Raw genomic sequence first — 26,019 nt, forward strand, 5'->3', positions numbered from 1 at the left:
TATGGCGGGATGCGATGCCGTCAAGCGGGAGCCAAGGGAGGCGCATATGCCGTCAGCCGTTCGCGCGAGCACAGGATCGTGGAGGCGGCTTGCTGCGCGTGCTTGTGCGTCACGGTCAAGACCTTGATTTTTTCAGACACGGGTCGACTGACGGATGCGTCCGGACAGGTGGCGCGACTTTTCCCCGCAACGACATTGCGGATTTTTCGATATTCCACCCTGCATATCTTCTGGCCGGCCCCGTATTTCTCGATCGCCAAGATGCGATTCGCGGTTGATCGTCGTGGTGTTTGCTGGGACGTCGCGACGGGTTTCGATAGGCTGCGGGCTGGTTCGGCGTGTCAGGCCGGCGTGCAATGCGGGTGAGGTGCAGCGAATGGAAACCGGGGGAACGGCTGACAGCCTGGTCCATGTCTATCTGCTGCGCGATGCGGATCCGGCGTTCGATGGGTTGGAGGCGCTTTGGCGAGAAACACTGTCGGACACGGAGCACGAGCGGGCCGATCATTTCCGCTTTCCCCGCCATGCCCGACAGAGCCGGCTCGCGCATGGTCTGAAACGCCACGCACTCTCGGCGCACCATCCGCACATCGCGCCGGCGGACTGGCGGTTCGTCTCCGGCGACCACGGCAAGCCGCGGGTTGACGGTGTGGCCGAAGCGCCGGCGTTCAATCTCTCGCATTCCGAAGGGGTGATCGCGCTCGCCGTGTCGCCGCACGCGGGAGTGAGCCTGCGCCTTGGCATCGACGTGGAGGCGACGACCCGCAAGGTGTCCGAGGGCTTGGCGGAGCGGTTCTTTGCGCCGGATGAAGTCGCGGCGCTCATGGCGCTGCCCGATGCGGAGCAGCCGTTGCGATTCTTCGCGTTATGGACACTGAAGGAAAGCTATATCAAGGCCGTGGGGATGGGGCTTGCGATCCCGCTCGACAGGTTCGCCTTCGGATTTTCCGGAACGGAGGCCCTGTCGTTTCGTGCCGATCGCGAGGAACGGCCCGAAGACTGGACCTTTCGCCAGACGGTCCTGTCCGGGCCGGGCGGCGGTCACAGCCTTGCGCTGGGCTGGGCGGCGGACGACGGAGGGGCCCCGATCAGTGTCGAGATCTTCGAGATCGTCCCGGACGGTCATGCCGTGCCGAAAGAACTGCTTTGGCAGCGCTCCACCCGACAGGCCCAGCCATGAGCGCGCCGGCGAACCGGCGCGCCCTGTGTTTCAGACCTCTGTGAGGCGCAGGTAGGACCGGACCTCGTCCCAGCCTTGCGGAAAGATGTCCTTGGCCTCGTCGTTGCTGATCGAGGGCGGGATGATGACCTTGTCGCCTGGGCGCCAGTCGGCCGGAGTGGCGACGCGCTTGGCATCGCCCAGCTGCAGCGCGTCGATCACCCGGAGGATCTCGTCAAAGTTCCGGCCCACCGACATCGGATAGGTCATGGTCAGGCGGATCTTCTTGTTCGGATCGATGATGAAGACGCTGCGGACCGCCGCCGTCGCGCTCTCCGAGGGATGGATCATCTCGTAGAGCTTGGCGATCTTGAGGTCGGGGTCTGCGACGATCGGGAAGGTCAGGCTGGTGTTCTGGGTGTCGTTGACGTCCAGGATCCAGGTCTTGTGCTCTTCCACTGTGTCCGTCGAAAGGCCGATCGGCTTGGTGTTGCGCTTGGCGAATTCGTCGGCCAGCTGCGCCGTGCGCCCCATTTCGGTCGTGCATACGGGCGTGTAGTCGGCCGGATGGCTGAAGAAGAATGCCCAGCTGTCGCCGATCCAGTCGTGGAAGTTGATCTTGCCGTTCGTCGTCTCGACGTCGAAGTCCGGGGCGGTTTCGCCAATTCTGAGGGTCATGGGCATCTCCTGAAAGAGTAGTTTCGTGAAATCGTATATAGGTGGCCGCACGCGCGGCCGGCATTGCGCGAAATCGACGCAGCCCCGGCGCGTGTGCGCCGGGGCTGCGGATGGGCAAGGCGTCCCGATATGTGTCAGGCGGTTCCGGACTTGTCCAGTTCCCTGGCGTGCAGCCAGGCAGCATGCTGGGGCGCGCGCTTGGTTTTCGACCATTCCTCCAGCATGTCCCATTTCACCGCGTCGAGCTTCTTCAGCATCTCGTCTTCGGCCGGATCCGGGCAGGCCAGTTCCACGCGGTGGCCGTTCGGATCGAAGAAATAGATGGAATGGAAGATCGAATGGTCTGTGACGCCGAGCACCTCGATGCCGCTCTTTTCCAGCTTTTCCTTGTAGGCGATCAGCGTGTCGCGGTCCTTCACCTTGAACGCGATATGCTGAACCCATTCCGGCGTGTTGGGATCGCGCCCCATTTCCGGCTTGGTCGGCAGTTCGAAGAAGGCGAGCACATTGCCGGCGCCTGCATCGAGAAAGACGTGCATGTAGGGGTCCGGCTCATGCGTGGAGGGCACCTTGTCCTCCGCGATCGCCAGAACGAAATCCATGTTCAGGTTGTCGACATACCAGTTCACCGTTTCCTTGGCATCCTTGCAGCGGTAGGCGACGTGGTGGATCTGTTCGATTTTCATGGGTGGTCCTTTCAGGTCTGTGTCGATGAAGGAACGCCCCGTCCGCGTTCGCGCAAAAGCCCTGGACAGCGATCCGGCCCTCTTCCGGACCGCCGGCGGGCGGTTATCGTGCCGGTTTCGCCGCGGCGAGTGCTGCGCGGACCACATCGCGATCGCCGATGTGGTTGGTGAGGATCAGGATGAGCCGCGCATTGAGCGCCTCGCTCTCCTCCCGGTTCAGTCCCTCATGAGCGGCCAGAAGCTCGGCATAGAAGCCGTCCGGGTCCTTGAGGTTCGGCTCGAGTGTGAGCGTGTCGGGCGTTGGTGCTGTCATGATGCGCTCCTCAGGCCTGTGCGGTTGCGGTTTTCACGGCGGCAGCCACCGCGTCGGCGTCGAAGGTCGTCCAGCGCGCGGCCACATGCTGGTCGGGGCGCATCAGATAGACCGCGCTCGCCGCATCGCCCAGATAGCGTTCCTTGAGTGCCCCGGTGGGGTCGTCTTCCGCCGAAAGCGCAAGCCGGGAGACGGGAATGCCACCGATATCCAGCGTTTCGGGGGCATTGGCGTCGATGGTGACGAGCTGAAAACCGCCACCCAGCCGGTCGATCAACCAGCCGCCGGCAATCGGGGCGTCGCTTGCCGGAGCGCCCGGGCGTGCGCGCGCCGGAAGATCTGCAGCGTCCGCGCCGTTGAGCGGGGACCCGTCGTAGATCGCGGGCAGCGACAGGCGACCGGAGTTCACCAGTGGCCGGGCGAAGGCATGATGCTCGGCGAGATCGAGCACCGCATCGCGAAATACACGGCTGGCGTGGCTCTTCGGCGTGATGAAATCGGTCGACCGCGAGGAATTCAGGATGTTCTCGTCGGCCGCGAAAACCCGCTCCCCGTCATAGGTGTCGAGAAGCGCTTCCGGGGCCTGGCCGTCGATCACGAGCTTGAGCTTCCAGATCAGATTGTCCGTGTCCTGGAAACCCGAGTTCGCGCCGCGCGCGCCGAAGGGCGAGACCTGATGCGCGGCATCGCCGGCGAAGACCACTCTACCATGGCGGAACGTCTCCATGCGCCGGCACTGGAAGGTGTAGATCGAGACCCACTCGAATTCATAGTCGGTGTCCGGGCCGAGCATCGCCTCCAGCTTGGGGGCGATTTTCTCGGGGTCCTTTTCCGCCTCGCGGTCGATGTCCCAGCCAAGCTGAAGGTCGATGCGCCACACGTCGTCAGGCTGCTTGTGTAGCAGTGCCGACTGGCCCTTGTTGAAGGGCGGATCGAACCAGAACCAGCGTTCTGTGGGGAAATCCGCCTTCATGACAACGTCGGCGATCAGGAAGTTGTCCTCGAAGACGCGCCCCTGGAAATCGAGGCCGAGCATGGTGCGGGTCGGCGAGGCCGCACCATCGCAGGCAATCACCCAGTCGGCATCCATGAGGTAAGGGCCGTCCGGGGTTTCCACGGTGAGGCGCACGCTCTCGTCGTCCGGTTTGACGGCGGTGACCTTGTTGCCGCCGCGCAATTCGATCTGCTTGCCTTGCGCCTGCAATGCGCGCACGCGGTCGACCAGATACTGCTCCAGATAATACTGCTGGAGGTTGATGAAGGCGGGGCGCTTGTGGCCGTCTTCCGGCAGGAGGTTGAAGTCGTAGACCTTGCGTTCGTCGAAGAAGACCTTGCCGAGGTTCCACACGACGCCCTTCTCGACCATCTCGTCGCCGCAACCGAGCCGGTCGAGGATCTCCAGTGGCCGCTTGGCGAAGCAAATCGCGCGCGAGCCCCAGCTCACCTTGTCGTTCTCGTCGAGCACGACGACGGGTACATCGGCCTGGGCAAGGTCGATCGCGGCGGCGAGACCGACCGGCCCGGCACCCAGCACCACGACCGGATGGCGAACGGGCGTTTCGGTGTCCTGATCGGCTGAGCGCTGGTAGGGGTAGAGCGGCGTTTCGAAGATCTTCGTCATGTTTCCTCCCGAAGAAACGGCGGTACGGGGTCCGCCCCGGCGGGGTTTTCCACCGAAGCGGGCCCCGCGCGATCAGCTCTGAAGGGCTTCCCACATTTCCTTGTCGCGCTGGGCCGTCCAGATTCGCGGCGTGTCGATGTCGCGCGCCTCGTCATAGGCGCGCGCGACGTTGAACGGCAGGCAGTGTTCATAGATCGCGTAGTCGGAGAACTTCGGGTCGCACTCGGCGCGCGCCGCGTCCCAGGCATCCTTGAGCGAGCCGCCCTTCAGTGCGACCTGCGCCACCGGCCGGTAGGTCGACTTGACGAAGTCGCTGGTGGAATCGAGGGCCGCGTTGACCATCTCCTTGCCGACGAGCGCATCGCCGCGCCCCGGCGCAATGGCGTCGACGTCCCAGGCGCGGATCTTTTCCAGCGTGCCCGGCCAGTCGTGGAAGTGTCCGTCGCCGCAATAGCAGGCGGAGTGATACTCGACGATATCGCCGGTGAACATGACGTTGCTGTCGGGCACATACATGACGATGTCGCCGGCCGTATGGGCGCGGCCCAGGAACATCAGGTCGACGCGGCGCTTGCCGAGATAGACCGACATGCGGTCGTTGAACGTCATGGTCGGCCAGGTCAGCGGCGGAATGTCGGCAACATTGTCGTAGCCCTGGAACAGGCGCGGGAAGCGCATGAACTCGGACTCGCGGTCCTCCATGCCGCGCTCGACCACCATGGAGCGGGCCTTCTCGCTCATGATGATGTTCGGGGCGTTGTAGGCGGCGGCGCCCAGCACGCGCACGGCGTGATAATGCGTCAGCGCCAGATGGGTGATCGGCTTGTCGGTGACTTCGCGCACCTTCTCGATCACCTTGTTGGCGAGACGCGGCGTGGCCTGCGCCTCGATGATCATCACGCTGTCGTCGCCGATGATCACGCCGGTGTTGGGATCGCCTTCGGCGGTGAAGGCCCACAGGCCGTCGCCGATCTCGGTGAAGGAGATGTTCTTTTCGCTCATGTCGCCCTGGGAGGCGAATGCCTTGGCCATGGTTGGCTCCTGAAGTTTGTGTTCGTTTGCTGCGCCGGGGCACGCGGATCGCGGTCTCAGCCGCGGTTGTATTTCTCGACCGTCTGTTCGATGGCGCCGAAGATCGAATGGCCTTCCGCGTCCAGCATCTCGATGCGTACGGTGTCGCCGAAGCGCATGAAGGGCGTTTTCGGTTCGCCGCTCTCGATGGTCTCGATCATGCGGATTTCCGCGATGCAGGAGTAACCGACACCGCCGTCCGCGACCGGTTTGCCGGGGGCGCCGTCGAACTTGTTGGAGACCGTGCCCGACCCGATGATGGCGCCGGCTGCGAGCGGGCGCGTCTTGGCCGCATGGGCGATCAGCGTCGGGAAGTCGAAGGTCATGTCGATGCCGGCTTCCGCACGGCCGAAGGCCTTGCCGTTGAGGTCGACATTGAGCGGCAGCGACAGCTTGCCGCCGTCCCATGCGTCGCCGAGCGCATCCGGCGTCACCGCCACGGGCGAAAACGCGGAGGAGGGCTTGGACTGGAAGAAGCCGAAGCCCTTGCCGAGTTCCGCCGGGATAAGGCCGCGCAGGGAAACGTCGTTGACGATCATCACCAGGCGGATGGCGGCGCGCGCTTCGTCCACGCTTGCCCCCATCGGCACGTCGTCGACGATGACGGCAACCTCGCCTTCCATGTCGATGCCCCAGGCCTCGTCGGCCATGCGGATCGGCTCACGCGGAGCGAGGAAGCTGTCGGAGCCGCCCTGATACATCAGCGGGTCGGTCCAGAAGGAGGGCGGCATTTCCGCCCCGCGCGCCTTGCGCACCAGTTCCACGTGATTGACGTAGGCGGATCCGTCCGCCCACTGATAGGCGCGCGGAAGCGGCGACAGCGCGTCATGCTCGTGGAAGCGCATGGACGGCACGGCATCGTGTTCCAGGCTCTCGGCCAGCGTCGCGAGCTTCGCAGCGGCCGTGTCCCAGTTGTCGAGCGCGGCCTGCAGCGTCGGTGCGATATGGGCGGCTTCCGTGCAGCGCGTCAGCGAGGAATTGACGACGACAAGCTTTCCGTCGCGGGTGCCGTCCTTGAGGGTTGCGAGTTTCATGTGGATCAATCCCAGTTGCCTTCGATCGTGCCGTCGAAGCGTTTCTTGAGCCCCGACCAGCAGTCGAGATAGGTGTCTTGCAGGCTGTCGAGTTCGGCAGCATAGCGTGTGAGATGCTGGGGGAACCGCGTTTCGAACATGAACGCCATGGTTCCGGAGAGTTTCTCCGGCTTCAGCTCGGCGCGGCTCGCCTTCTCGAAGCCGGTCGCGTCCGGCCCATGCGGCAGCATCATGTTGTGCAGGCTCATGCCGCCGGGCACGAAGCCCTCTTCCTTGGCGTCGTAGCGGCCGTAGATCAGGCCCATGAACTCCGACATGATGTTGCGGTGGTACCAGGGCGGACGGAACGAATGTTCGGCCACCATCCAGCGTTCGGGAAAGATCACGAAGTCGATGTTGGCGGTGCCTTCCTCGCCCGAGGGCGCCGTCAGCACGGTGAAGATCGACGGGTCCGGATGATCGAACAGGATCGCGCCCACCGGCGAGAAGGTGGTGAGGTCGTATTTGAACGGCGCGTAGTTGCCGTGCCAGGCGACGACGTCGAGCGGCGAGGCCTCAAGCGTCGTTGCGTGGAAGCCGCCGCACCATTTCACGATCAGCCGGCAGGGCTTTTCCACGTCCTCGAAGGCCGCGACCGGTGTCTTGAAGTCGCGTGGATTGGCAAGACAATTGGCGCCGATCGGCCCGCGGTCGGGCAGGGTGAATTTCGCCCCGTAATTCTCGCAGACATAGCCGCGCGCGTCTCCGTCCAGAAGCGAAACGGTGAAGACCATGCCCCGCGGAATCACGCAGATTTCCTTGGGCGCGACGTCCATCACCCCAAGCTCGGTGGCGATCCGCAAGGCGCCCACCTGGGGCACGATGAGAAGCTCCGCGTCGGCGTTGAAGAAGAAGTCGTCGCCCATGTCGGCGTTGGCCGCATAGACATGCGTCGCCATGCCCACCTGCGTGTGCACGTCGCCGGCGGTCGTCATGGTCTGCATGCCGGCGATAAAATCCGTCGGTGTCGTCGGCATCGGCACCGGGTCCCAGCGCAGCTGGGCCAAAGGCAGCGAATGCTGGTCGACATGCGGCGCGCTTTTCCATCCGTCCATGGAAACGTGCGAGAACCGGCCCGAATGCTTGACCGACGGGCGAATACGATAGAGCCAGGACCGTTCATTGGTGCCGCGCGGCGCGGTGAAGGGCGAGCCGGACAGCTGTTCGGCATAAAGCCCGTAGGGCGCGCGTTGCGGCGAGTTCTGGCCCTGCGGCAGGGCGCCCGGCAACGCTTCCGTCTCGAAGTCGTTGCCGAAGCCCGGCATGTAGTCGAGTGTCATGTCTGATCCCTCCTGAATTCAGACAGTTGATAGTTGCATGTGTAACTGTTTAGTTTGTAACTATCAACGCGCGATCATCGGAAATTTGCCGGGCGTCGCGTTTCGGGGATCGAATGGGGACAAGGATGACCGACCGCCTGCTTCTTGAGGAATTTCTCCCCTACCGGCTCGTTCGGGCCTCGGAGCTCGTCAGCCGTCGGTTTGCCGCGCGCTACCGGGCGGCTTATGGCATCAGCCGGTCGGAATGGCGCACCTTCGCCATTCTCGGGCAGTTGCAAAGGACCACCGCGACCGAGATCGGCCGGCAGTCGACCATGCACAAGACCAAGGTCAGCCGCGCGGTCGCCTCGCTGGAAACGCGCGGCTGGTTGACGCGGCATGTCGACGAGGTCGACCGGCGCATCGAGTGGCTGACGCTGACGGCATCTGGTGCGAAGGTCTATGCTGAACTCGCCGAATTGGCGCGCAGTTTTCAAAAAGAGCTGGCCGATGAGCTCGGTCCCGATGCCGCCGCCGCGCTGGACAAGAGTCTCGGCGCGGTCGAAGCGCGATTTTCCGTAACACAGGCCTGAGACTCAGACCTGTGAGCATCGCGCGCGAAATCCGTACCGCAACCTAATGCGCCTCGTCCCAGTTGTCGGCGGCGCGGGCGTCGACTTGAAGCGGAACTTTCAGCGCGACGGCGGGTTCGGCGGCATATTCCATGACGTCGCGCACCAGCTCGATGGTGGCGTCGACCTGCCCCTCGGGCACCTCGAAGATCAGTTCGTCATGCACCTGCAGCAGCATTTGCGCGTCGAGCTTCGAGGCGGCGAGCCGCTCTTCCATGCGCACCATCGCGCGACGCAGGATGTCGGCGGCCGAGCCCTGGATCGGCGCGTTGATCGCCGCGCGCTCGTAGAAGGCGCGCATGTTCGGGTTCTTGGTGTTCACCTCCGGATAATGCGCGCGCCGGCCGAAGATCGTCTCGACGTAGCCGTGTGCATGCACGAACTTCTTCGTCTCGTCCATGTAGTCGCGAATGCCCGGGAAGCGTTCGAAATAGGTCTTGATGTAGTCCGACGCCTCGCTGCGCGAGATGCCGAGCTGGGCGGCCAGCCCGAAGGCGGAAATCCCGTAGATGATGCCGAAATTGATTGCCTTGGCCTGCCGGCGCACCATCGGGTCCATGCCGTCGATCGGCACGCCGAACATTTCCGACGCCGTCATCGCGTGAATGTCGAGCCCGTCGGCAAAGGCCTGCTTGAGCTGGGTGATGTCGGCCATATGGGCCAGCACGCGCAGCTCGATCTGGCTGTAGTCGGCCGACAGCAGCTTGTGGCCCCTGGCCGCGACGAAGGCCTTGCGGATCTTGCGTCCGGCCTCGGTGCGCACCGGAATGTTCTGGAGGTTCGGCTCCGACGACGACAGCCGCCCGGTGGTGGTCGCCGCCAGCGAATAGGAGGTATGCACGCGCTTGGTCGTCGGGTTGATGTAGCCCGGCAGCGCGTCGGAATAGGTCGATTTCAGCTTCGACATCTGCCGCCATTCGACGATTCGCGCCGGCAATTCATGGCCTTCCGCCGCCAGGTCGTCGAGCACGGACGCCGAGGTGGACCACGCGCCGGTCTTGGTCTTCTTGCCGCCGGGAAGCCCCATCTTGCCGAACAGGATGTCGCCGAGCTGCTTTGGGCTGCCGAGGTTGAAGGTCTCTCCGGCCAGTTCGTGGATTTCCTCCTCCAGCCCCGCCATCGATTGCGCGAAATCGCCGGAAAGACGCGACAGCATCTGCCGGTCGATGGAAATGCCGCGTTCTTCCATGCGTGCCAGAACCGGCACCATCGGTCGTTCCAGCCGCTCGTAGACGGTGGCCATGCGCTCCGCCGCGAGTCGGGGTTTCAGCACCTGCCAGAGCCTGAGCGTGACGTCGGCGTCTTCGGCTGCATAGGCCGACGCCTTGTCGAGCGCGACCTTGTCGAAGGTGATCATCGACTTGCCGGAGCCGGCCACCTCCTTGAAGGGGATCGGCACGTGGCCGAGCCAGCGTTCCGACAGCGCGTCCATGCCGTTGCCGCCCTTTCCGGCGTCGATGGCGTAGGACAAGAGCATGGTGTCGTCGAAGGGCGCAACGGTGATGTCGTAGCGACGCAGCACCAGCCAATCGTACTTCATGTTTTGCGCGATCTTGAGAACCGACGGGTCCTCCAAGAGCGGCTTGAGCACCGCGAGCGCATCCTTTATCGGGATCTGCCCCTCGACGAGGTCGCCGCCGCCGAGCAGGTCGCCTTCTCCCTCGACGTGAGCAAGCGGAATGTAGCAGGCCTTGCCGGGCGCGGTCGCAAGCGACACGCCCACGAGATCCGCCTGCATGGCATTGAGTGAGGTCGTCTCCGTGTCGACGGCGACATGGCCGAGCTCGGTGGCCTCCGCGACCCAGGCCTTGAGCCGGTCGAGATCCATCACCGTTTCATAAGTGGACGGATCGATCTTTGTCGCCTTGGCGGCCTCTGCGGCCGCCTCGGCCACGCTCCGGGCTGTCCAGCCCTCGCCCGTTTCACCGCTTCCGGCGGAGGCGCTGGCGGTCTCGGCCGGTTCGCTGGCGCTTGCCGGATCCTTCACCTGCCGGCCCTTGCCGTCGGGCGTATCCCAGCCGGGAATGGCGAATGTCGCCGGTTCGATGTCCGTGACATCCGTGTCGGTCGCTTCCGCCACCCGGCGTGTTAAAGTGGAAAACTGCATTGCCTTGAGGAACGCCAGAGTGCGCGTCGCGTCCGGCCGCGTGACGGCCAGTTCCTCTACGGGTTGCTCGACAGGCACATCGTCCTTGAGCGTCACGAGTTCCTTGGAGATCCGGGCCTGGTCGGCGAATTCGATCAGGTTCTCGCGCCGCTTGGTCTGCTTGATGGTGTCGGCCTTGGAAAGCAGCGTCTCCAGATCGCCGAACTCGTTGATCAAGAGCGCGGCGGTCTTCAGCCCGATGCCGGGAACGCCCGGCACATTGTCGACGCTGTCGCCGGCGAGCGACTGCACCTCGATCACCTTGTCCGGTCCGACGCCGAATTTCTCGTGCACCTCGTCCACCCCGAAGGTCTTGTTCTTCATGGTGTCGATCATGCTGACGCGCGGACCGATGAGCTGCATCAGGTCCTTGTCGCCCGAGACGACGGTGACCCGCGCGCCTGCCGCCGCTGCTGCGCGGGCATAGGTCGCGATCAGGTCGTCGGCCTCGAAACCTTCCTGCTCGATGCAATGCACGCAAAAGGCCCGCGTCGCTTCACGGATCAGCCCGAACTGCGGGATCAGGTCTTCCGGCGGCTCGGGGCGCTGGGCCTTGTATTCGGGATAGATGTCGTTTCGAAATGTCTTGGCGGAATAATCGAAGATCACCGCCATATGGGTCGGTTCGTCGCCCTTTTCCGGCGACAGCCCTTCCTGCAACAGCTTCCACAACATGTTGCAAAAGCCCGACACCGCGCCGACCGGGAGGCCGTCGGCCTTGCGGGTGAGCGGCGGCAGCGCGTGGTAGGCGCGGAAAATGAACGTGGAGCCATCAACCAGGATCAGATGGTCGTCGGCGGTGAGCTTGGGCGTGGTGGCGGTGTTCGACATGGCGCGGATCATGCCCGCGTTGACGCGGCGAGGAAAGCCCGCTCACGCCGTTTTGTCGCTTATTCCGCAGCTTGCGCCGCGCCGCGCCTGGCCGGGTCCGCTTCAAGTCGTGCCCAGCCGGGTCGACGGAACAGGAAGTGACCGATGTCGACGCGGTTGATCAGCCAGAACAGGATCAGCGGCGCGATCACACCTGCCGCTGTGACGATCAGTGAAATCGTGCCGATGTCCGTGATGATCCCGGTCTTGAGCAGGATGATCCGCGTGGCTGCCATGGGAAAGAAGAACGCCAGATAGATCACGATGGAGCGCTCCCCGCACAACCGCAACGGGGCATTGAAGCTGAGCCGTGTCAGCAGCGCGGAGATCAGGATCACGGCCAGCGCCCCGGCTCCGCCGAGGGCCAGCGAGACGATCGGCAGATCGGCGTATCCGGCGAAAACCAGAGACCCATTGACCACACCCCAGGCGAGAAGGCCCAGGGCGGCCGGCGCCAGATGGTCCTGCGCCCAGGCGGCAAGCCGGAAGGCGTGAGGGGCAAGAATGTAGCCAGCGTAGAAGAACACGTAACGCGAGGCGAATTCATCGATCAGAACGGAGCCGGTGGCGATCGGTGCGATCTGCAGGAGGGCGGCCCCGGCAAGCACGAACTGCCAGGGCAGGCGCGCGCCGTGCAGCGCCTTGGTGATCACGAACATCACCGGCAGCATGTAGATGAACCAGAGGGTGCCGAACGGTTGGACGAAGGCCAGAAGATATTGCGCCAGCGCGCCGCTGTATCCGATCTCGCCGGCCATCACGGGCGTTTTAAGGGCGAACTGGATCGTCAGCCACAATATGTAGAAATAGGCGAAATGAACGACCTTGCGGTCGAGATAGGTCCGCCAGGGGCGGTCGATCACCCGGGCAAGGAAAAGTCCGGAAATCATGAAGAAATCCGGCATGCGGAACGGTTTGGCAAATTCGACGAGAAGGCCAAGCCAGCCTTCGCTTCCGGCGGCATTCTGCACGCCCAAAGTGGAATGCATCATCACCACGAAGATGATGCAAAACCCTTTGGCGGTGTCGACCCAGTCGACCCGCTGCGTGCCGTCAAAAGCCATATCGTCCCGCTCCATTTGGGCCCCGGCCGGACCGACCTGGTCGCGAGAGTCTGGGGGATTGGCGTGTACATCCCGTTAATTTCAACGCAGGAGCGGTTCAAACCCCGGGCACGACCGATGTCTGCAATGGTCAGCTCTTGTCTTGTCGGGGCGAAGGCTCGTCGCCGGTCTCGCGCGCGTCGGTGACGTGGATCGTCCCGCCCGCCGTGCTGCCTCGGCTGTCGCCAGGCTTGTCGGACCATTCGCCCTCGTTCAGGTCGACGACGGTCTCGGCTCCGCTCCGCCGCGCCTCGGCATTGACGACGGTAACCCGGGCATTGCGGATAGCGAGGTTGGCGATTGCTGTGCGCAGAGGCGGCACGAAGAGCAGCAGGCCAACCGCGTCCGTGACAAAGCCCGGGATCAGCAGCAGGATGCTGGCGACAACAATCAGCGCACCCTGTACCAGATCCGAGCCCGGAACCCGTCCGGCATCCATCTCGCCGCGGATCTTCATCAGCAGGGAGATGCCCTGGAGTCGCAGCATCACCGTACCGGCCAGTGCCGTCAGCACGGTGAGAAGAATCGTCGGAACGGCGCCGATTTCAGAGCCGACCTCGACGAAGACAGCGATCTCAAGAAGCGGAACGCCAATGAGAAGAAGAAGAATGATAAGTCCGACAGGCATGGCTCAACACGGTTTGTTTGGTGACGATCAGGTGACCGGCGCGGGATCATCAAGCGCCGCGAACGGGAGCTTTTCGCCGGCTATCGGCTGCCTTTGCGGCATCGGGCCGACCCCCGCCTCCCTGCAGAGGTAGGAAACAATTGACGGGAATGCGAGCAATATGTGTGATCGGAAACGTGAAAACGTCGACATGGACTTGTGCTCAAGGCTGGATGTTGGTTCAAGAGGACCTTACATACCCCCTTATCTGGGATGTCAGCGGAGCGCCACACGGCCTGTCGCGTCGCCGCTTTGAACATTTCGTCGCCGCAATGAGCCGTTGCGGCGCCTCGTGAAAGTAACCGGCCGGATGCGAAATGGGTCACATGTTCGACGTCACAACAATCATCTTTCTGGTTCTGGCGGTCGTGATCTTCCTGAGATTGCGGAGTGTTTTGGGCAAGCGGACGGGACATGAACGTCCCCCCTTCGACCCTTATTCCGCACGCGACCGGGAGTCCGATGCCGCTGAGGCGTCGACACGGGCGGACGACAACATCATCCCGCTTCCCGGACAGGGGCCTTCGTCCGCGCCGTCACAGGCAAGCGAAGCCGCGACCCTCGAGACCGTCGCTCCGGAAGGCACGGCCCTCAATGAGGCCCTGCGCAAAATTCTCTCCGCCGACCGTTCATTTGATCCCAAGACCTTTGTGGAGGGCGCGCGCGCGGCTTATGAGATGATCGTGACAGCCTTCGCCGCCGGCGATCGCAAGACGCTGAAGAACCTGCTGTCCAAGGATGTTTACGACGGTTTCGTCGCGGCGATATCGGATCGGGAATCGCGCGGCGAAACGATCGAATCCACCTTTGTCGGAATAGACAAGGCGGATATCGTCGAGGCCGCCATGAAGGGCGACACGGCACAGGTGACCGTGAAGTTCCGCAGCGAGCTGATTTCGGCGACCCGAGATCGGGACGGGGCCATCGTCGACGGCGATCCGAACGCCGTAAGCGACGTCACCGACATCTGGACCTTCGCCCGCGACACCACCTCCCGCGATCCCAACTGGAAGCTGGTGGCGACCGAATCGGTCGACTGACGCGATGGGTATGGGGTTCGCGGGTGTCCGCGTCCGTCTTGCGGTTGTCCTTGCGGCCGGTCTCGCGATCGCTGTCATGACGGCGGGACCGATGCCGGCCCGCGCCGGTGCTGCGGAGACGGGCATGCCCCTGCAACCGATATCCTTTTCAGACATTTCTGGCTGGCAGGACGACGATCACACGGCCGCGCTCGAGGCGTTCCTGCGCCATTGTGCGAGCGGCTCCGCCTCCGGCGCCGCCCCGCGCACGGGTGAGCTGGGTGTGTCCGGCGCGTCGATTGTCGCACTGTGCGGCCGGGCCCGCGCGGCGGCTGCGACCGGCGAAGGCGATGCCGCCCGGCATTTCTTCGAAGCCGCGTTCCAGCCGCACCTGATCGCAGCCAAGGGGTTTGTGACCGGTTATTTCGAACCTGAATTCGCAGGCGCGCGCAAACCCGATGCCATCCACCGCACCCCGTTGCTGCGCAAGCCCGACGGACTTGAAATCCTGCCGGAGGGGAAACGTCCAGACGGTCTTGCGGACACGCTGACCCATGCCTTTCGCGACGACGCAGGACGTTTCGTCGAGGCGCCGGATCGCGGCGCGATCATGGACGGTGCCCTTGACGGTCGCGGGCTGGAACTCGTCTGGCTGGCCGACCCGGTCGACGCTTTCTATATTCACGTTCAGGGATCCGCTCGCATTCGTCTGGCGGACGGCGGCCACATGCGGGTCGGTTATGCCGGAAAGAACGGGCATCCCTACTCGCCGATCGGCCGTGTCATGATCGAGCGCGGTCTCGCCGACCCGGGCACTGTTACCATGTCGGTGCTGCGCGACTGGCTGGCGGAAAATCCGCAAGAAATCGACGGCGTTCTCCGCCGCAACCGGTCCTATATCTTTTTTCGCGAGATCGACGGGCTCGGCCCGGACGAGGGCCCCGTCGGCGCGGCGGGCCTTCCGCTCGTGGCCGGACGCAGTCTCGCGGTGGATGCGTCGCTCCACACCTATGGAACGCCGGTCTTCGTCTCTGCGACAATGCCGGCTGAAGGCGCGGTTGAAACGCGACCCTTTCGCCGGCTGATGATCGCGGAAGATACGGGCTCCGCCATCGTCGGTCCCGCACGCGGCGACATTTTCTTTGGCACGGGGGATGCGGCCGGGCGCAAGGCTGGCGGCGTCCAGCATGCGGCCGAGATGACCGTTCTGCTGCCGCTTGCGCAGGCCGGCGTCGGGGAGGCCCGGCGATGAGCGGCCGGCGCCGGCGGGCGCGTCATCCTTCTCCCGATGAGCGCAGGCTCTGGGCGCAAGTGACGGCGGACGTCACGCCGCTTGAAGCGGGGCGCCGGTCGAAGCAGACGCAGACGGCCTCAGCCGATGACGCGGGCGACCCCACAGTGCCGCCGCCGGCGCCCGTGATTGGAAACGAACGCCTGTCCGCTCCGCGCTCGGTTGCGACCATGCGCCCGAAGGCCCCGCCCGCCCCGCCACCGCTTTCCCCTCTCGCTCCTCTGGAGCCGCGCCAGCGACGCAAGCTGGCGCGCGGAACCCGCAGCATCGACGGTCGTATTGACCTCCATGGACTGACGCAGGCCGAAGCGCATGTGCGTCTGCGCGGGTTTCTCTCCCAGGCGCAGGCGCAAGGCTATTCGCTTGTTCTGGTCATAACCGGCAAGGGCGGTCCAGGCGGCACCCTGTCGGCCGACGGGCGCGGTGTCCTGCGGCGTGTCGTTCCGCAATGGTTGTCCTTCGCCGAATTCCGTTCGCTGGTCGTCGGCTTCGAGGAAGCTCATGCCGGCCATGGCGGCGGCGGCGCGCTCTACGTGCGCGTGCGCAAGCCGGGACGGGGACGGACATGACGCCCTTCGGCGCGCGGGTGCGCGAACACCGCAAGAAACGGGGGATCACCCTGTCGCAAATGGCGGTGGCATTGTCCGTGTCGCCCGCCTATCTGTCGGCTCTGGAGCATGGCCGGCGCGGGCGACCGACGTGGTTCATGGTTCAGCGCATCATTGCCTTCTTCAATGTCATCTGGGATGAAGCGGAAGAACTGCAGCGGCTGGCGGAACTCTCCGATCCGAAGATTTCGATCGAGACGGGCGGGCTCGACCCTGAGGCGACCGAGCTCGCCAATGTCCTGTCGACCAAGATTGCCGGATTGTCGCGCGAAAGCCTGACGCATCTCCTGCACCAGCTGAGAACGGCCGCGGCCCGTGACGGGGTTTGAACCGATACACGGACTCGACCCGTTCCCGGCCAGCACTTAGGGTCTGGCAGACTCGAGAGCTCTCAACGCGAAGGACCGAAACGAGAACATGAACAAATCAGCGGAGGCGTTTTCCGGTCTCATCGATTCCACTGCGTTGCGCGCGGAGTTGACCGCCTTGACCGCGAAGTCGGACGGCGACGGGGCGGATCCGGCCATCCGTTCCAGGGTGCTCGCCCGCCTCAAGGAGGCGATGCGCGATGCGCGTGCGATTGTCGAGGAACGCCTGTTCGAGGATGGCGGCGGGACCTTGTGCGCCGGCCGCCTCAGCCATGTGCAGGACGAGATCCTGCGGGTGATCTACGATTTCGCGATCTATCACGTCTACCGGGCGAAAAACCCCTCAGCGGCCGAACGCATGTCGGTGGTGGCCGTGGGCGGTTACGGGCGCGGCACGCTGGCGCCGGGGTCCGATGTCGATCTGTTGTTTCTGCTGCCCTACAAGCAGACCCCCTGGGGCGAGCAGATCGTCGAGTACATCCTCTACATGCTTTGGGATCTCGGCCTGAAGGTCGGCCATGCGACCCGCAATGTCGAGGAGTGCCTGCGACTGTCGAAGAGCGACATGACGATCCGCACGGCCATCCTTGAAGCGCGGCACGTCTGGGGCGATACGGATCTCTACGAAGAACTTGTCGAGCGCTTCGACACCGACGTCGTCGCCGGCACGGGTCCGGAATTCATTGCCGCCAAGCTCGCCGAACGCGATGCGCGCCACCGCCGGCAGGGCACCTCGCGCTATCTGGTGGAACCCAACGTCAAGGAGGGCAAGGGCGGACTGCGCGATCTCAACACCCTCTTCTGGATCTCCAAGTATTTTTATCGCGTGCGCTCCGGCTCCGGGCTCGTGAAGGCCGGCGTCTTCTCCCGCCGGGACTACAATCGCTTCAAGAAGGGCGAGGATTTCCTCTGGGCGGTGCGCTGTCACCTGCATTTCCTGACCGGGCGTCCGGAAGAGCGTCTGTCCTTCGACGTCCAGCGCGAGATCGCCATTCGCCTCGGCTACACCCAGCATCCGGGGATGAAGGACGTCGAGCGATTCATGAAGCACTATTTCCTCGTGGCAAAGGACGTCGGCGATCTCACCCGGATCTTCTGTGCAGCCCTGGAAGAACAGCACGCCAAGCAGCCGCAGCCGCTGTCTCGGCTGATCGGACAGCTCACGGGGCGGCGGAAACGCCGCGTTCTCTCCGGGCATCCGGACTTCGCGATCGAAAACGGACGCCTGAATCTTGCCAGCGAGGGCGCGTTCGAGAAGGACCCGGTCAATCTTATCCGTCTGTTCGCCATTGTCGATCGACACTCCGTGATGCTGCATCCGGAATTGTTGAAGCGGGTGCGGCGCTCGCTCAAGCTGATCACGGCGGCTGTGCGAGAGGATCCGGAGGCCAACCGTCTTTTTCTCCAGGTGCTGACGTCACGCAGCGACCCCGAAACCATCCTGCGCAAGATGAACGAGGTCGGCGTGCTCGGGCGCTTCCTGCCGGATTTCGGCAAGGTTGTGGCGATGATGCAGTTCAGTATGTACCACCACTACACCGTTGACGAGCATCTGCTGCGTTCGATCGGGGTCCTCGGCGAAATCGAGCGCGGAGAAGCGGGCGACGATCATCCGCTGTCGACCGATCTCATAAAGTCGATCCAGAACCGCAAGGTCCTCTTCGTGGCGATGCTGATGCATGACATCGCCAAGGGTCGCCCGGAGGACCATTCCATTGCCGGAGCCCGCATCGCGCGCCGGTTGTGCCCGCGTCTCGGTCTGTCGTCCTCGGAAACCGACACCGTGGCCTGGCTGGTCGAGCATCATCTCGACATGAGCACCACCGCGCAGTCGCGCGATCTCGCGGATCGCAAGACCATCGAGGACTTCGCCCGCGAAGTGCAGAGCCTGGAACGACTGAAACTGCTGTTGATCCTCACCGTCGCCGATATCCGTGCCGTTGGCCCCAACGTCTTCAACGGCTGGAAGGGGCAGCTGTTGCGCACGCTCTACTATGAATGCGAGCCGCTTTTGACCGGCGGACACAGCCTGCTCCCGCACGACCAGCGCGTCGCCGCAGCGAAGGCCGAACTGGCCGAAGCGCTGCCGGATTGGCCCGCGGACGCGCTTGAGGCCTATCTGGAGCGCCACTATCCGGCCTATTGGCTGCGCGTGCCGCTCGACCGCAAGATCGCCGATGCACGCCTGATCCGCGAGGCCGATACGGGCAGGTCGGGATTCTCCTCCCGCGTCGTCACCCATGCCTTTGAGGAAGTCACCGAGATCACGGTGCTGGCGGCCGATCACCCCAAGCTGCTGTCGACGATCGCCGGGTCCTGTTTCGTCGCCGGCGCCAACATCGTCGACGCGCAAATCGACACCACCACCGACGGGTTTGCGCTGGATGCGATCTTCATGTCTCGCGAGCTGCCGGACGACGCGGACGAACTGCGCCGGGGCGAACGCATCTGCCGGCTGATCGAGCAGGCGTTGCGCGGCCAGGAGCAACTGCCGGAGAAGGTCGCGAACAAGGCGGCGGCGCGCGCGCGCGCCAAGCCGTTCCGCGTCGAGGCCGAGGTGCTGGTGAACAATTCCTGGTCGAACCGCCACACGGTTCTCGAGATTTCGGGCCTTGACCGTCCCGGCCTGCTCTATGATCTGACCCGGGCAATCTCGGCTTTGAATCTCAACATCAATTCCGCTCATATCGCGACCTTCGGCGAGCGCGCGGTCGACGTCTTCTATGTCACCGATCTGACCGGCCAGAAGGTCGGCAACATCGGTCGCCAGGAATTGATCCGCGACCGCTTGCGCGATGCGGTGGACGCAGAGGCCGGCGACGAACCGGCAAAGCGGCGCAAGCCGCGCCTTGGAGCGGCGTGATGATTTCGATCTTGAACGGCTGTCCCGGGGCGACCTGCCTGCGCGGCGCGCGGCAATGACCCTCCTGCGCAACTTCGCGACCGTCGGAGGTGCGACGATGACGAGCCGCGTGCTCGGCTTTGTCCGCGACGTGATGATCGCCGCCTTCGTCGGCGCGGGTCCGGTCGCCGATGCCTTTTTCGTTGCCTTCCGCCTGCCCAACCTGTTCCGGCGGCTGTTCGCCGAAGGCGCGTTCAACTCCGCCTTCGTGCCGCTCTTCGCCCGTTCGGTGGAAGAAGGCGGCGACGAGGGCGCCAGGCGGTTCGCGGGCGAGATCCTCGCCGCGCTCCTGTGGACCCTGGTGACGATCACGCTTCTCGCGCAGGTGTTCATGCCAGCGCTCGTCTATGTGCTGGCGCCTGGCTTCACGGCAGAAGCGGAGAAGTTCGATCTCGCCGTGCTCCTGTCGCGCATCACTTTCCCCTATCTCCTGTGCATGTCGCTGGTGGCGTTTCTCTCCGGCATTCTCAATACCTATCAGCGCTTTGCAGCCGCAGCCCTTGCGCCGGTCGTCTTGAACATTGTGATGATCTCGGTGCTCTCGGGCATCTGGTATTTCGACCTTCAGCCGGGGGTGAGACTGGGCGTGGTGCTGGCCTGTGGCGTTACCGTTGCCGGTCTCGCGCAGCTTGCGCTTCTGTTTGTCGCGGTGCGCCACATGGGCTTTTCAATCCCTTGGCGCCGGCCGCGTCTGACGGCATCGGTGAAACGGCTGTGGAGGCTCGGCGTTCCGGGCATCGCGGCAGGCGGCATTACCCAGATCAACATCGCCGTCGGCACGATCATCGCCTCCGGTCAGGCCGGCGCGGTGTCCTATCTCTATTATGCCGACCGGATCTATCAGCTGCCGCTTGGTGTCGTCGGCATTGCCATCGGCGTCGTGCTCCTGCCCGACCTGTCTCGCTCCCTGCGGTCCGGCGCGGATGCGAGTGCCAACCATACGCTCAACCGGGCAATGGAGTTTGCGCTTGCGCTCACCTTGCCGGCCACGGTTGCCCTGATCGTGGTGCCGGATGCGATTGTCTCCGTGCTCTACCAGCGCGGCGCCTTCGGTGCGCAAGCCGCCAGTGCGACGACGGCGGCCCTGATCGCCTTCGCCGCCGGCCTGCCCGCCTTTGTGCTCAACAAGGTTTTCTCGCCCGGATTTTTCGCGCGTGAGGATACGGTCACACCGATGTGGTTCGCCGGTATCGGCATGGTGGTCAATGTGGCGGGCGCGCTGGCGTTGGCCCCCATTCTCGATCATGTCGGCATTGCGCTTGCGACCACGCTTGCCGGTTGGGTCAACAGCGGCCTGCTTGCGGTGACGCTGTGGCGGCGCGGGCATTTCCGCCTCGATGCCGGATCGTTGAAGCGTCTTCCGCTGCTGGCGCTTGCCAGCGTCTTGATGGGCGGCGGGATCTATGCCGGCGCGCAGCTGCTCGCACCCTTGCTCGGCGGCGCGTCGGTACTCGGCCGGTTCGGGGCGCTGGCGCTGCTGGTGCTTGCCGGACTGGTTCTGTTCGCCGCCTTCGTGCATCTGACCGGTGCGGTGGACCTGAAGGCCGCCCTTCGCGGCCTGCGGTCGCGGCGCGTGAGCTGACCGCGCGTGCGACGGCCGCCGCCTCAGGCCTCGTGGCCGGCTTATTTTTTGACCAAACGATCAAACTTTGTCCATTTGTTCAAAAAATTGCCGATCGGGTGGCTGCCCGCGTTGTGAGCATGACCAATTTATGATCCAATTCCCCTTGCGTCCGGCATGTGAGGCCCTCCTGGGCTCGGTATTATTTCGGATGCATGAAACGACAGAAGCGATCAGCTCTTGTGCGTTTGGGCAGTTTGCCTGGCATCGGGCTGATCTCGGCATACGAACAATGCCAGGGGGAGTCAGATGGAAATCCTGAACCGTATCGCATGGACGCGTCGTGCAGCGCTGGGCCTTGCGGCAGCGATTGTCGTGGCGGGTTTCGGCCAGCCGACGATGGCCGCAGACGAGCCGCTCAAGGTCGCGGCAATCTACACTGTCCCGGTCGAGCAGCAGTGGGTCGGCCGCATTCACAAGGCGTTGACCGCCGCCAAGGAGCGTGGCGACGTCACCTACACCTACTCGGAAAACGTGGCCAACACCGACTATGAGCGCGTGATGCGCGAATATGCCGAAGCCGGCATGGACCTGATCGTCGGCGAGGCCTTCGCGGTGGAGCGCGCGGCGCGCAAGGTGGCCGCCGAATATCCGGATACGGCCTTCCTGATGGGCTCGTCCTTCGGTCCGGCCAAGCCGAATTTTGCCGTCTTCGACAACTGGATCCATGAGCCGAGCTATCTGACCGGCATGATCGCCGGCAACGCGACCAAGTCGAACATCATCGGTATGGTCGGCGGCTATGCGATCCCCGAGGTCAACCGGCTGATGAACGCCTTCATGGAAGGCGCGCTTGAGGTCAATCCGGATGTGAAGTTCCTCGTGACCTTCATCAACTCCTGGTACGATCCGCCCAAGGCCAAGGAATCCGCCTTTGCGATGGTCGACAAGGGCGCTGACATTCTCTACGCCGAGCGCTTCGGCGTGTCCGATGCCGCCAAGGAGCGGGATATTCTGGCGATCGGCAACGTCATCGATACCGCGTCCGATTATCCCGGCACGATCATTTCGAGCGCGCTCTGGCACATGGAGCCGACCATCGACCGCGTGATCGACGATGTCGCCGGCGGCAGCTTCGAGCCCTCCGATTATGGCCAGTACAGCTACATGTCCTATGGCGGCGGCAGCTTCGTCGTTGACGAGGCGCTGGCCGATGCGGAATCCGTCGAGGCCGCCCGCAAGATCGAGCAGGACATTCTCGACGGTCTCTTCCGCGTCAACGTCAACGACGCGGAACCCAAGTCGACGATGTAATGCTCTGCGCCGCCGCAATGCCTGTCGTCGCGGCGGCGTCTCCTTCTTGTTTGCTTGCGCGGGCCACGCCCGCCCGCGCCGTTTCCGGGGTCTGGGGAAATGCTGTCATGACGGTGCCTGAAGAAGCTCCGGCGATCGCGCTGTCCTTGTCGGGGATCACCAAGCGGTTCGGTGCGCTCACGGCCAACGAGGCGGTCGATCTCGACCTTCATCGTGGCGAGATCGTCGCGTTGCTCGGCGAAAACGGCGCCGGCAAGACCACCTTGATGAACATCCTGTTCGGGCACTATATCGCAGACGAGGGCGACGTGCGGGTTGCCGGCGACGACGGAGCCCTCGTCCTGCTGGAACCCGGATCCCCCCACGCCGCGCTCGAGGCCGGCATCGGCATGGTGCATCAGCATTTCACGCTTGCCGAAAACCTGACCGCCTTCGAGAATATCGTGCTCGGCACGGCAGCGCTGTTTTCCGTGCGTCTCACCTCGCGCGCCGCGCGCGGGAAACTTCAGGACCTGATGCGCCGCTCCGGGTTGGTCGTCGATCTCGACGCGCGGATTTCGCGTCTCTCCGTTGGCGAGAAACAGCGCGTGGAGATCCTCAAGGCGCTGTATCGCGACGCGCGGGTGCTGGTGCTCGACGAGCCGACTGCCGTGCTGACCCCGCAGGAATCCGAGACGCTGTTTGAAACACTGAAGGCGCTCGCCGTGCAGGGGCTGGCGATTGTCTTCATTTCCCACAAGCTTGCGGAAGTGCTCGCCGCCTCCGACCGCATCGCCGTGCTGCGTCTCGGGCGCAAGGTGGCGGATCTTCCCGCCGCCGACTGCGACCGCCAGACGCTTGCCGAGCTCATGGTCGGCCATCAGGTGACGGTGAGCCGGCGCGAGCCGCAGGCGGCAGGCGAGGTGCTGCTGTCCTTGTCTGCCGTCATCTGTGGCGAGGGGCGCGATACCGTCAGCGACATCGGCTTCGAGTTGCGCGCCGGTGAAATCCTCGGCATCGCCGGCGTGTCCGGCAACGGCCAGGCGATGCTCGCCAGGCTGCTCTCCGGGCTCGAACGCCAGACGAGCGGCGACATTCGTCTCGCCGGCCGCGAGATCCGGGCGCATGACGCCGCCGACATGATCCGTGCGGGCGTCGCGCGCATTCCCGAAGACAGGCATCGCGACGGTGTTGTCGGTGCGATGAGCGTTGCGGAAAACCTCGTGATCGAGGAAATCCGCTCGCCCCGCTACCAGCGCTTCGGGTTTCTCTACTTTCGCGCCATCGCCGCGCGCGCGGCGGAGGCCATTGCCAGCTACGATATTCGCTGTCCGGGCGGCGATGCCGTTGCGCGGCTGCTGTCGGGCGGCAACATCCAGAAGATCGTGCTGGCGCGCACGCTCGACGCCGAACCCTCGGTGGTACTTGCCGCCCAGCCGTCGCGCGGTCTCGACATCGGCGCGACGGGTGACGTTCACCGCCGGTTGCTGGAGGCGCGCGGGCGCGGTGCCGGCGTGATCCTGATTTCCGAAGATCTCGACGAGCTCTTCGCCCTTTCCGACCGCATTGCCGTTATTCATCGCGGACGGCTCAGTCCGCCCCGCCCCGCGGACGACCTGGACCGCGCCGCCGTCGGTCTGATGATGGCCGGACAGCACACGGAGGACGCGGCCGCATGATCCGCTTCGAACCGCGCGAGCATGTTTCGCCCTTGCGCCGCATCGCAGCCCCCGTCATAGCGGCGGTTGCCGCGCTTGCGGTCGCGAGCCTTGCAATTGCCGCCGCCGGCGCGCCGGTGCTAGAAGCCTATGGCCTGATGGCGAAGGGCGCTTTCGGCTCCGCCTTCGCCGCGTCGGAACTTCTGGCGCGCGCCACGCCGCTGATCTTCACCGGTCTCGCCGCCGCCGTCGCCTTTCGCGCCAAGCTCTGGAACATCGGCGGCGAGGGGCAGCTCTACGCGGGTGCGCTCGCCGCGGTTGCCGTCGGCACCGGGGCGCTGGCCCTGCCCGGTCCCTTGCTGATCCCGACGGTGATCCTCGCCGGTGCTTTGGCCGGCGGCCTTTTGATGCTGATCCCGGCACTCCTCAAGGTGCGCCTTGGGGCCGACGAGGTGGTGACGACGCTGCTTTTGAACTTTGTCGTGATCCTCTTCGTCCAGATGATGCTGGAAGGCCCGATGAAGGATCCAATGGGCATGGGCTGGCCGCAGTCGGAGCCGATGCTCGACGAGGCGATGTTGCCCAAGCTCATGGACCGCATGCGGGTTCATGCCGGGTTGATCCTGGCGCTGGTTGCCGCTCTCGGCGTTCACATCGTGCTCAAGCGTACCGTCTGGGGCTTCGAGACAAGGGCCGTCGGGGAGAACCCGGAGGCCGCCCGTCATGCCGGCATTCCGGTCACGGCGACCTTCCTGCGCGTCGCGCTCCTGAGTGGCGGTTTCGCCGGTCTTGCCGGGGTCGGCGAGGTCGCGGGCCTGAAGGGTTATCTCACGGCGGATCTGTCGCCCGGCTTCGGCTATGCCGGGATCGTTGTTGCCATGCTTGCCGGACTGTCGCCCATCGGTGTGGTCGTGGCGGCCCTCTTCATCGCCGGGATCTTTGTCGGGGCCGACAGCATGAGCCGGGCGATTGGCGTTTCCAACTATCTGGCGGATCTCGTGGTCGCGACCTCGCTGATCTGCGTGCTGGTGTCCGGCCTGTTCGTGCGCTTCAAGGTGCGCATCGTTCGCGCCCGAACGGGAAAGGGCACGGCATGAGCGAAATCCTCGACATCCTGCTTTCGGCGAATTTTTGGGCGGCGGCGCTGCGGATCGCCACGCCGCTGATCTTTGGCGTGCTTGGCGCGCTGATCTGCGAGCGCGCCGGCGTGCTCAACCTCGGCATCGAGGGCATTTTCACTGCCGGCGCCATGGCCGGCTGGATGGCGGCCTGGCTCGGCGCGGGACTTTGGGGTGGCGTGATGGTCGCGGCCCTCGCCGGTGCGGCCTTCGGGCTCTTGCACGCAATCCTGACCGTGCCGCTCGGTCTGTCGCAGCATGTGTCGGGCATCGGCGTGACGCTGTTTGCAACCAGCCTGAGTTACTACACCTACCGCACCGCGCTTCCCGACGTCTCCTCGCCGCCGCGCATCGAGGCGTTCCAGCCGCTGGATATTCCGATCCTCTCCGATCTGCCATTTCTCGGACCGGCGCTGTTCCAGCAAACCGCGCTCACCTTCCTCGCGCTCGCGCTCGTCGTCGCGGTGGGCTTCGTGCTTTACCGCACGCCGCTTGGCCTTGCGATCCGCGCTGTCGGCGACAATCCGTCGGCCGTTGAGGCGCAAGGGTTGTCGGTGATGGCGCTCAGGATGGGAACCGTCGTCGCCGGATCCGCTTTGATGGCGTTGGGCGGCGCCTTCCTGACGATGTCGGCCTTCGACGCGTTTTTTTTCGGCATGGTCAACGGTCGCGGCTGGATCTGTATCGCGCTGACGGTCTTTGCGTCCTGGCGGCCGGGCAAGGCGCTGATCGGCGCGCTGCTTTTCGGCGCCTTCGATGCCTTCCAGGTGCGTTTGCAGACCGAGGTCGGGTCTTTCGTGCCGGGCCAGATCTTCCTGATGCTGCCGTATCTGCTGTCGATTGCCGCGCTCGTCGTCGTGGCGCGCAGGGCCGACTATCCGCGCGCGCTGCTGAAGCCCTATTTCAAGGGCCAGCGCTGAAGA

At 64.5% G+C, this 26,019-nt stretch carries 23 protein-coding genes; 12 read left to right on the plus strand and 11 right to left on the minus strand.

Annotated features, from left to right (window positions below):
- Positions 1-20: 20 nt before the first annotated feature.
- Entirely contained in the window at positions 21-260 is a 240-nt protein-coding gene (locus tag BLU32_RS21930) for a hypothetical protein (protein WP_157727748.1), read from the minus strand.
- Between the two features lie 116 nt (positions 261-376).
- Here BLU32_RS21930 and BLU32_RS18515 point away from each other — a divergent pair, with 116 nt between their 5' ends.
- Complete coding sequence (locus tag BLU32_RS18515) at positions 377-1,180, plus strand: 4'-phosphopantetheinyl transferase superfamily protein (RefSeq protein ID WP_157727749.1); 804 nt, start codon at positions 377-379, stop codon at positions 1,178-1,180.
- A 30-nt stretch (positions 1,181-1,210) separates the two neighbouring features.
- Here BLU32_RS18515 and BLU32_RS18520 read toward each other — a convergent pair whose 3' ends face one another.
- The 7 genes from BLU32_RS18520 to hmgA all read right to left on the minus strand — a co-directional run bounded on the left by BLU32_RS18520 (position 1,211) and on the right by hmgA (position 7,881).
- The gene (locus BLU32_RS18520; protein ID WP_093811298.1) at positions 1,211-1,837 is read right to left on the minus strand and encodes a peroxiredoxin; all 627 of its coding nucleotides are present in this window, start codon (positions 1,835-1,837) and stop codon (positions 1,211-1,213) included.
- 134 nt (positions 1,838-1,971) lie between these two features.
- Positions 1,972-2,523, minus strand: coding sequence for a VOC family protein (locus BLU32_RS18525; protein WP_093809401.1), 552 nt, complete (start codon positions 2,521-2,523; stop codon positions 1,972-1,974).
- Between the two features lie 103 nt (positions 2,524-2,626).
- A complete protein-coding gene (locus BLU32_RS18530; protein WP_093809403.1) occupies positions 2,627-2,836 on the minus strand; it encodes a DUF2783 domain-containing protein in 210 nt (69 codons plus the stop codon).
- 10 nt (positions 2,837-2,846) lie between these two features.
- Positions 2,847-4,457 (minus strand): FAD-dependent oxidoreductase, encoded by a 1,611-nt coding sequence (locus tag BLU32_RS18535; protein ID WP_093809405.1) that lies wholly within the window; start codon positions 4,455-4,457, stop codon positions 2,847-2,849.
- 72 nt (positions 4,458-4,529) lie between these two features.
- Positions 4,530-5,489, minus strand: coding sequence for an MBL fold metallo-hydrolase (locus BLU32_RS18540; protein WP_093809407.1), 960 nt, complete (start codon positions 5,487-5,489; stop codon positions 4,530-4,532).
- Between the two features lie 56 nt (positions 5,490-5,545).
- Positions 5,546-6,562 carry a fumarylacetoacetate hydrolase family protein gene (locus BLU32_RS18545; RefSeq protein ID WP_093809409.1) on the minus strand — a complete coding sequence of 339 codons (1,017 nt, stop codon included), beginning with the start codon at positions 6,560-6,562 and terminating at the stop codon, positions 5,546-5,548.
- A 5-nt stretch (positions 6,563-6,567) separates the two neighbouring features.
- The gene (gene hmgA / locus BLU32_RS18550; protein ID WP_093809411.1) at positions 6,568-7,881 is read right to left on the minus strand and encodes a homogentisate 1,2-dioxygenase; all 1,314 of its coding nucleotides are present in this window, start codon (positions 7,879-7,881) and stop codon (positions 6,568-6,570) included.
- Positions 7,882-8,006: 125 nt separating this feature from the next.
- Here hmgA and BLU32_RS18555 point away from each other — a divergent pair, with 125 nt between their 5' ends.
- Positions 8,007-8,453, plus strand: coding sequence for a MarR family winged helix-turn-helix transcriptional regulator (locus BLU32_RS18555; protein WP_093809413.1), 447 nt, complete (start codon positions 8,007-8,009; stop codon positions 8,451-8,453).
- A 43-nt stretch (positions 8,454-8,496) separates the two neighbouring features.
- Here BLU32_RS18555 and polA read toward each other — a convergent pair whose 3' ends face one another.
- From polA to BLU32_RS18570, 3 genes are all read right to left on the minus strand, one after another.
- On the minus strand, positions 8,497-11,481 hold the full coding sequence (gene polA / locus BLU32_RS18560; RefSeq protein WP_093809415.1) for a DNA polymerase I: 2,985 nt from the start codon (positions 11,479-11,481) through the stop codon (positions 8,497-8,499).
- A gap of 47 nt (positions 11,482-11,528) precedes the next feature.
- Positions 11,529-12,572, minus strand: a complete 1,044-nt coding sequence (locus tag BLU32_RS18565; protein WP_093811300.1) for an acyltransferase family protein — start codon at positions 12,570-12,572, stop codon at positions 11,529-11,531.
- Between the two features lie 130 nt (positions 12,573-12,702).
- Positions 12,703-13,239, minus strand: coding sequence for an FxsA family protein (locus BLU32_RS18570; RefSeq protein WP_093809417.1), 537 nt, complete (start codon positions 13,237-13,239; stop codon positions 12,703-12,705).
- A 356-nt stretch (positions 13,240-13,595) separates the two neighbouring features.
- Here BLU32_RS18570 and BLU32_RS18575 point away from each other — a divergent pair, with 356 nt between their 5' ends.
- The 10 genes from BLU32_RS18575 (at position 13,596) to BLU32_RS18620 (ending at position 26,016) form a co-directional block, all read left to right on the plus strand.
- Entirely contained in the window at positions 13,596-14,318 is a 723-nt protein-coding gene (locus BLU32_RS18575; RefSeq protein ID WP_093809419.1) for a Tim44/TimA family putative adaptor protein, read from the plus strand.
- A 124-nt stretch (positions 14,319-14,442) separates the two neighbouring features.
- Positions 14,443-15,549, plus strand: coding sequence for a murein transglycosylase A (locus BLU32_RS18580; protein WP_208976924.1), 1,107 nt, complete (start codon positions 14,443-14,445; stop codon positions 15,547-15,549).
- A complete protein-coding gene (locus BLU32_RS18585; RefSeq protein WP_093809421.1) occupies positions 15,546-16,157 on the plus strand; it encodes a Smr/MutS family protein in 612 nt (203 codons plus the stop codon). The genes BLU32_RS18580 and BLU32_RS18585 overlap by 4 nt, the downstream gene beginning before the upstream one ends.
- Positions 16,154-16,525 (plus strand): helix-turn-helix domain-containing protein, encoded by a 372-nt coding sequence (locus BLU32_RS18590; protein WP_093809423.1) that lies wholly within the window; start codon positions 16,154-16,156, stop codon positions 16,523-16,525. The genes BLU32_RS18585 and BLU32_RS18590 overlap by 4 nt, the downstream gene beginning before the upstream one ends.
- An 88-nt stretch (positions 16,526-16,613) precedes the next feature.
- Positions 16,614-19,427 carry a [protein-PII] uridylyltransferase gene (locus BLU32_RS18595; protein WP_093809425.1) on the plus strand — a complete coding sequence of 938 codons (2,814 nt, stop codon included), beginning with the start codon at positions 16,614-16,616 and terminating at the stop codon, positions 19,425-19,427.
- A gap of 55 nt (positions 19,428-19,482) precedes the next feature.
- Positions 19,483-21,048: a murein biosynthesis integral membrane protein MurJ gene (gene murJ, locus BLU32_RS18600; RefSeq protein WP_093811304.1), complete on the plus strand. Its 1,566-nt coding sequence runs from the start codon at positions 19,483-19,485 to the stop codon at positions 21,046-21,048.
- 288 nt (positions 21,049-21,336) lie between these two features.
- Positions 21,337-22,341 (plus strand): BMP family protein, encoded by a 1,005-nt coding sequence (locus BLU32_RS18605; protein ID WP_093809427.1) that lies wholly within the window; start codon positions 21,337-21,339, stop codon positions 22,339-22,341.
- A gap of 107 nt (positions 22,342-22,448) precedes the next feature.
- Complete coding sequence (locus BLU32_RS18610; protein WP_093809429.1) at positions 22,449-23,999, plus strand: ABC transporter ATP-binding protein; 1,551 nt, start codon at positions 22,449-22,451, stop codon at positions 23,997-23,999.
- Positions 23,996-25,075 carry an ABC transporter permease gene (locus tag BLU32_RS18615; RefSeq protein WP_093809431.1) on the plus strand — a complete coding sequence of 360 codons (1,080 nt, stop codon included), beginning with the start codon at positions 23,996-23,998 and terminating at the stop codon, positions 25,073-25,075. The genes BLU32_RS18610 and BLU32_RS18615 overlap by 4 nt, the downstream gene beginning before the upstream one ends.
- Positions 25,072-26,016: an ABC transporter permease gene (locus BLU32_RS18620; RefSeq protein WP_093809433.1), complete on the plus strand. Its 945-nt coding sequence runs from the start codon at positions 25,072-25,074 to the stop codon at positions 26,014-26,016. The genes BLU32_RS18615 and BLU32_RS18620 overlap by 4 nt, the downstream gene beginning before the upstream one ends.
- Positions 26,017-26,019 lie beyond the last annotated feature (3 nt).

The sequence above is a fragment of the Stappia sp. ES.058 genome (genome assembly GCF_900105595.1).
In the GTDB taxonomy this organism is placed as follows: domain Bacteria; phylum Pseudomonadota; class Alphaproteobacteria; order Rhizobiales; family Stappiaceae; genus Stappia.

Excerpts from the sequence above, each read along its gene's own strand:
- BLU32_RS18575 (WP_093809419.1), top strand. The coding sequence starts at position 13,596 with ATGGGTCACATGTTCGACGTCACAACAATCATCTTTCTGGTTCTGGCG.
- BLU32_RS18580 (WP_208976924.1), top strand. The coding sequence starts at position 14,443 with ATGCCCCTGCAACCGATATCCTTTTCAGACATTTCTGGCTGGCAGGAC.
- BLU32_RS18535 (WP_093809405.1), bottom strand. The coding sequence starts at position 4,457 with ATGACGAAGATCTTCGAAACGCCGCTCTACCCCTACCAGCGCTCAGCC.
- BLU32_RS18545 (WP_093809409.1), bottom strand. The coding sequence starts at position 6,562 with ATGAAACTCGCAACCCTCAAGGACGGCACCCGCGACGGAAAGCTTGTC.
- polA (WP_093809415.1), bottom strand. The coding sequence starts at position 11,481 with ATGATCCGCGCCATGTCGAACACCGCCACCACGCCCAAGCTCACCGCC.
- BLU32_RS18605 (WP_093809427.1), top strand. The coding sequence starts at position 21,337 with ATGGAAATCCTGAACCGTATCGCATGGACGCGTCGTGCAGCGCTGGGC.
- BLU32_RS18590 (WP_093809423.1), top strand. The coding sequence starts at position 16,154 with ATGACGCCCTTCGGCGCGCGGGTGCGCGAACACCGCAAGAAACGGGGG.
- hmgA (WP_093809411.1), bottom strand. The coding sequence starts at position 7,881 with ATGACACTCGACTACATGCCGGGCTTCGGCAACGACTTCGAGACGGAA.
- murJ (WP_093811304.1), top strand. The coding sequence starts at position 19,483 with ATGACCCTCCTGCGCAACTTCGCGACCGTCGGAGGTGCGACGATGACG.
- BLU32_RS18520 (WP_093811298.1), bottom strand. The coding sequence starts at position 1,837 with ATGACCCTCAGAATTGGCGAAACCGCCCCGGACTTCGACGTCGAGACG.
- BLU32_RS18595 (WP_093809425.1), top strand. The coding sequence starts at position 16,614 with ATGAACAAATCAGCGGAGGCGTTTTCCGGTCTCATCGATTCCACTGCG.
- BLU32_RS18530 (WP_093809403.1), bottom strand. The coding sequence starts at position 2,836 with ATGACAGCACCAACGCCCGACACGCTCACACTCGAGCCGAACCTCAAG.
- BLU32_RS18565 (WP_093811300.1), bottom strand. The coding sequence starts at position 12,572 with ATGGCTTTTGACGGCACGCAGCGGGTCGACTGGGTCGACACCGCCAAA.
- BLU32_RS18525 (WP_093809401.1), bottom strand. The coding sequence starts at position 2,523 with ATGAAAATCGAACAGATCCACCACGTCGCCTACCGCTGCAAGGATGCC.
- BLU32_RS18615 (WP_093809431.1), top strand. The coding sequence starts at position 23,996 with ATGATCCGCTTCGAACCGCGCGAGCATGTTTCGCCCTTGCGCCGCATC.
- BLU32_RS18585 (WP_093809421.1), top strand. The coding sequence starts at position 15,546 with ATGAGCGGCCGGCGCCGGCGGGCGCGTCATCCTTCTCCCGATGAGCGC.
- BLU32_RS18620 (WP_093809433.1), top strand. The coding sequence starts at position 25,072 with ATGAGCGAAATCCTCGACATCCTGCTTTCGGCGAATTTTTGGGCGGCG.
- BLU32_RS18610 (WP_093809429.1), top strand. The coding sequence starts at position 22,449 with ATGACGGTGCCTGAAGAAGCTCCGGCGATCGCGCTGTCCTTGTCGGGG.
- BLU32_RS18540 (WP_093809407.1), bottom strand. The coding sequence starts at position 5,489 with ATGGCCAAGGCATTCGCCTCCCAGGGCGACATGAGCGAAAAGAACATC.
- BLU32_RS18555 (WP_093809413.1), top strand. The coding sequence starts at position 8,007 with ATGACCGACCGCCTGCTTCTTGAGGAATTTCTCCCCTACCGGCTCGTT.
- BLU32_RS18570 (WP_093809417.1), bottom strand. The coding sequence starts at position 13,239 with ATGCCTGTCGGACTTATCATTCTTCTTCTTCTCATTGGCGTTCCGCTT.
- BLU32_RS18515 (WP_157727749.1), top strand. The coding sequence starts at position 377 with ATGGAAACCGGGGGAACGGCTGACAGCCTGGTCCATGTCTATCTGCTG.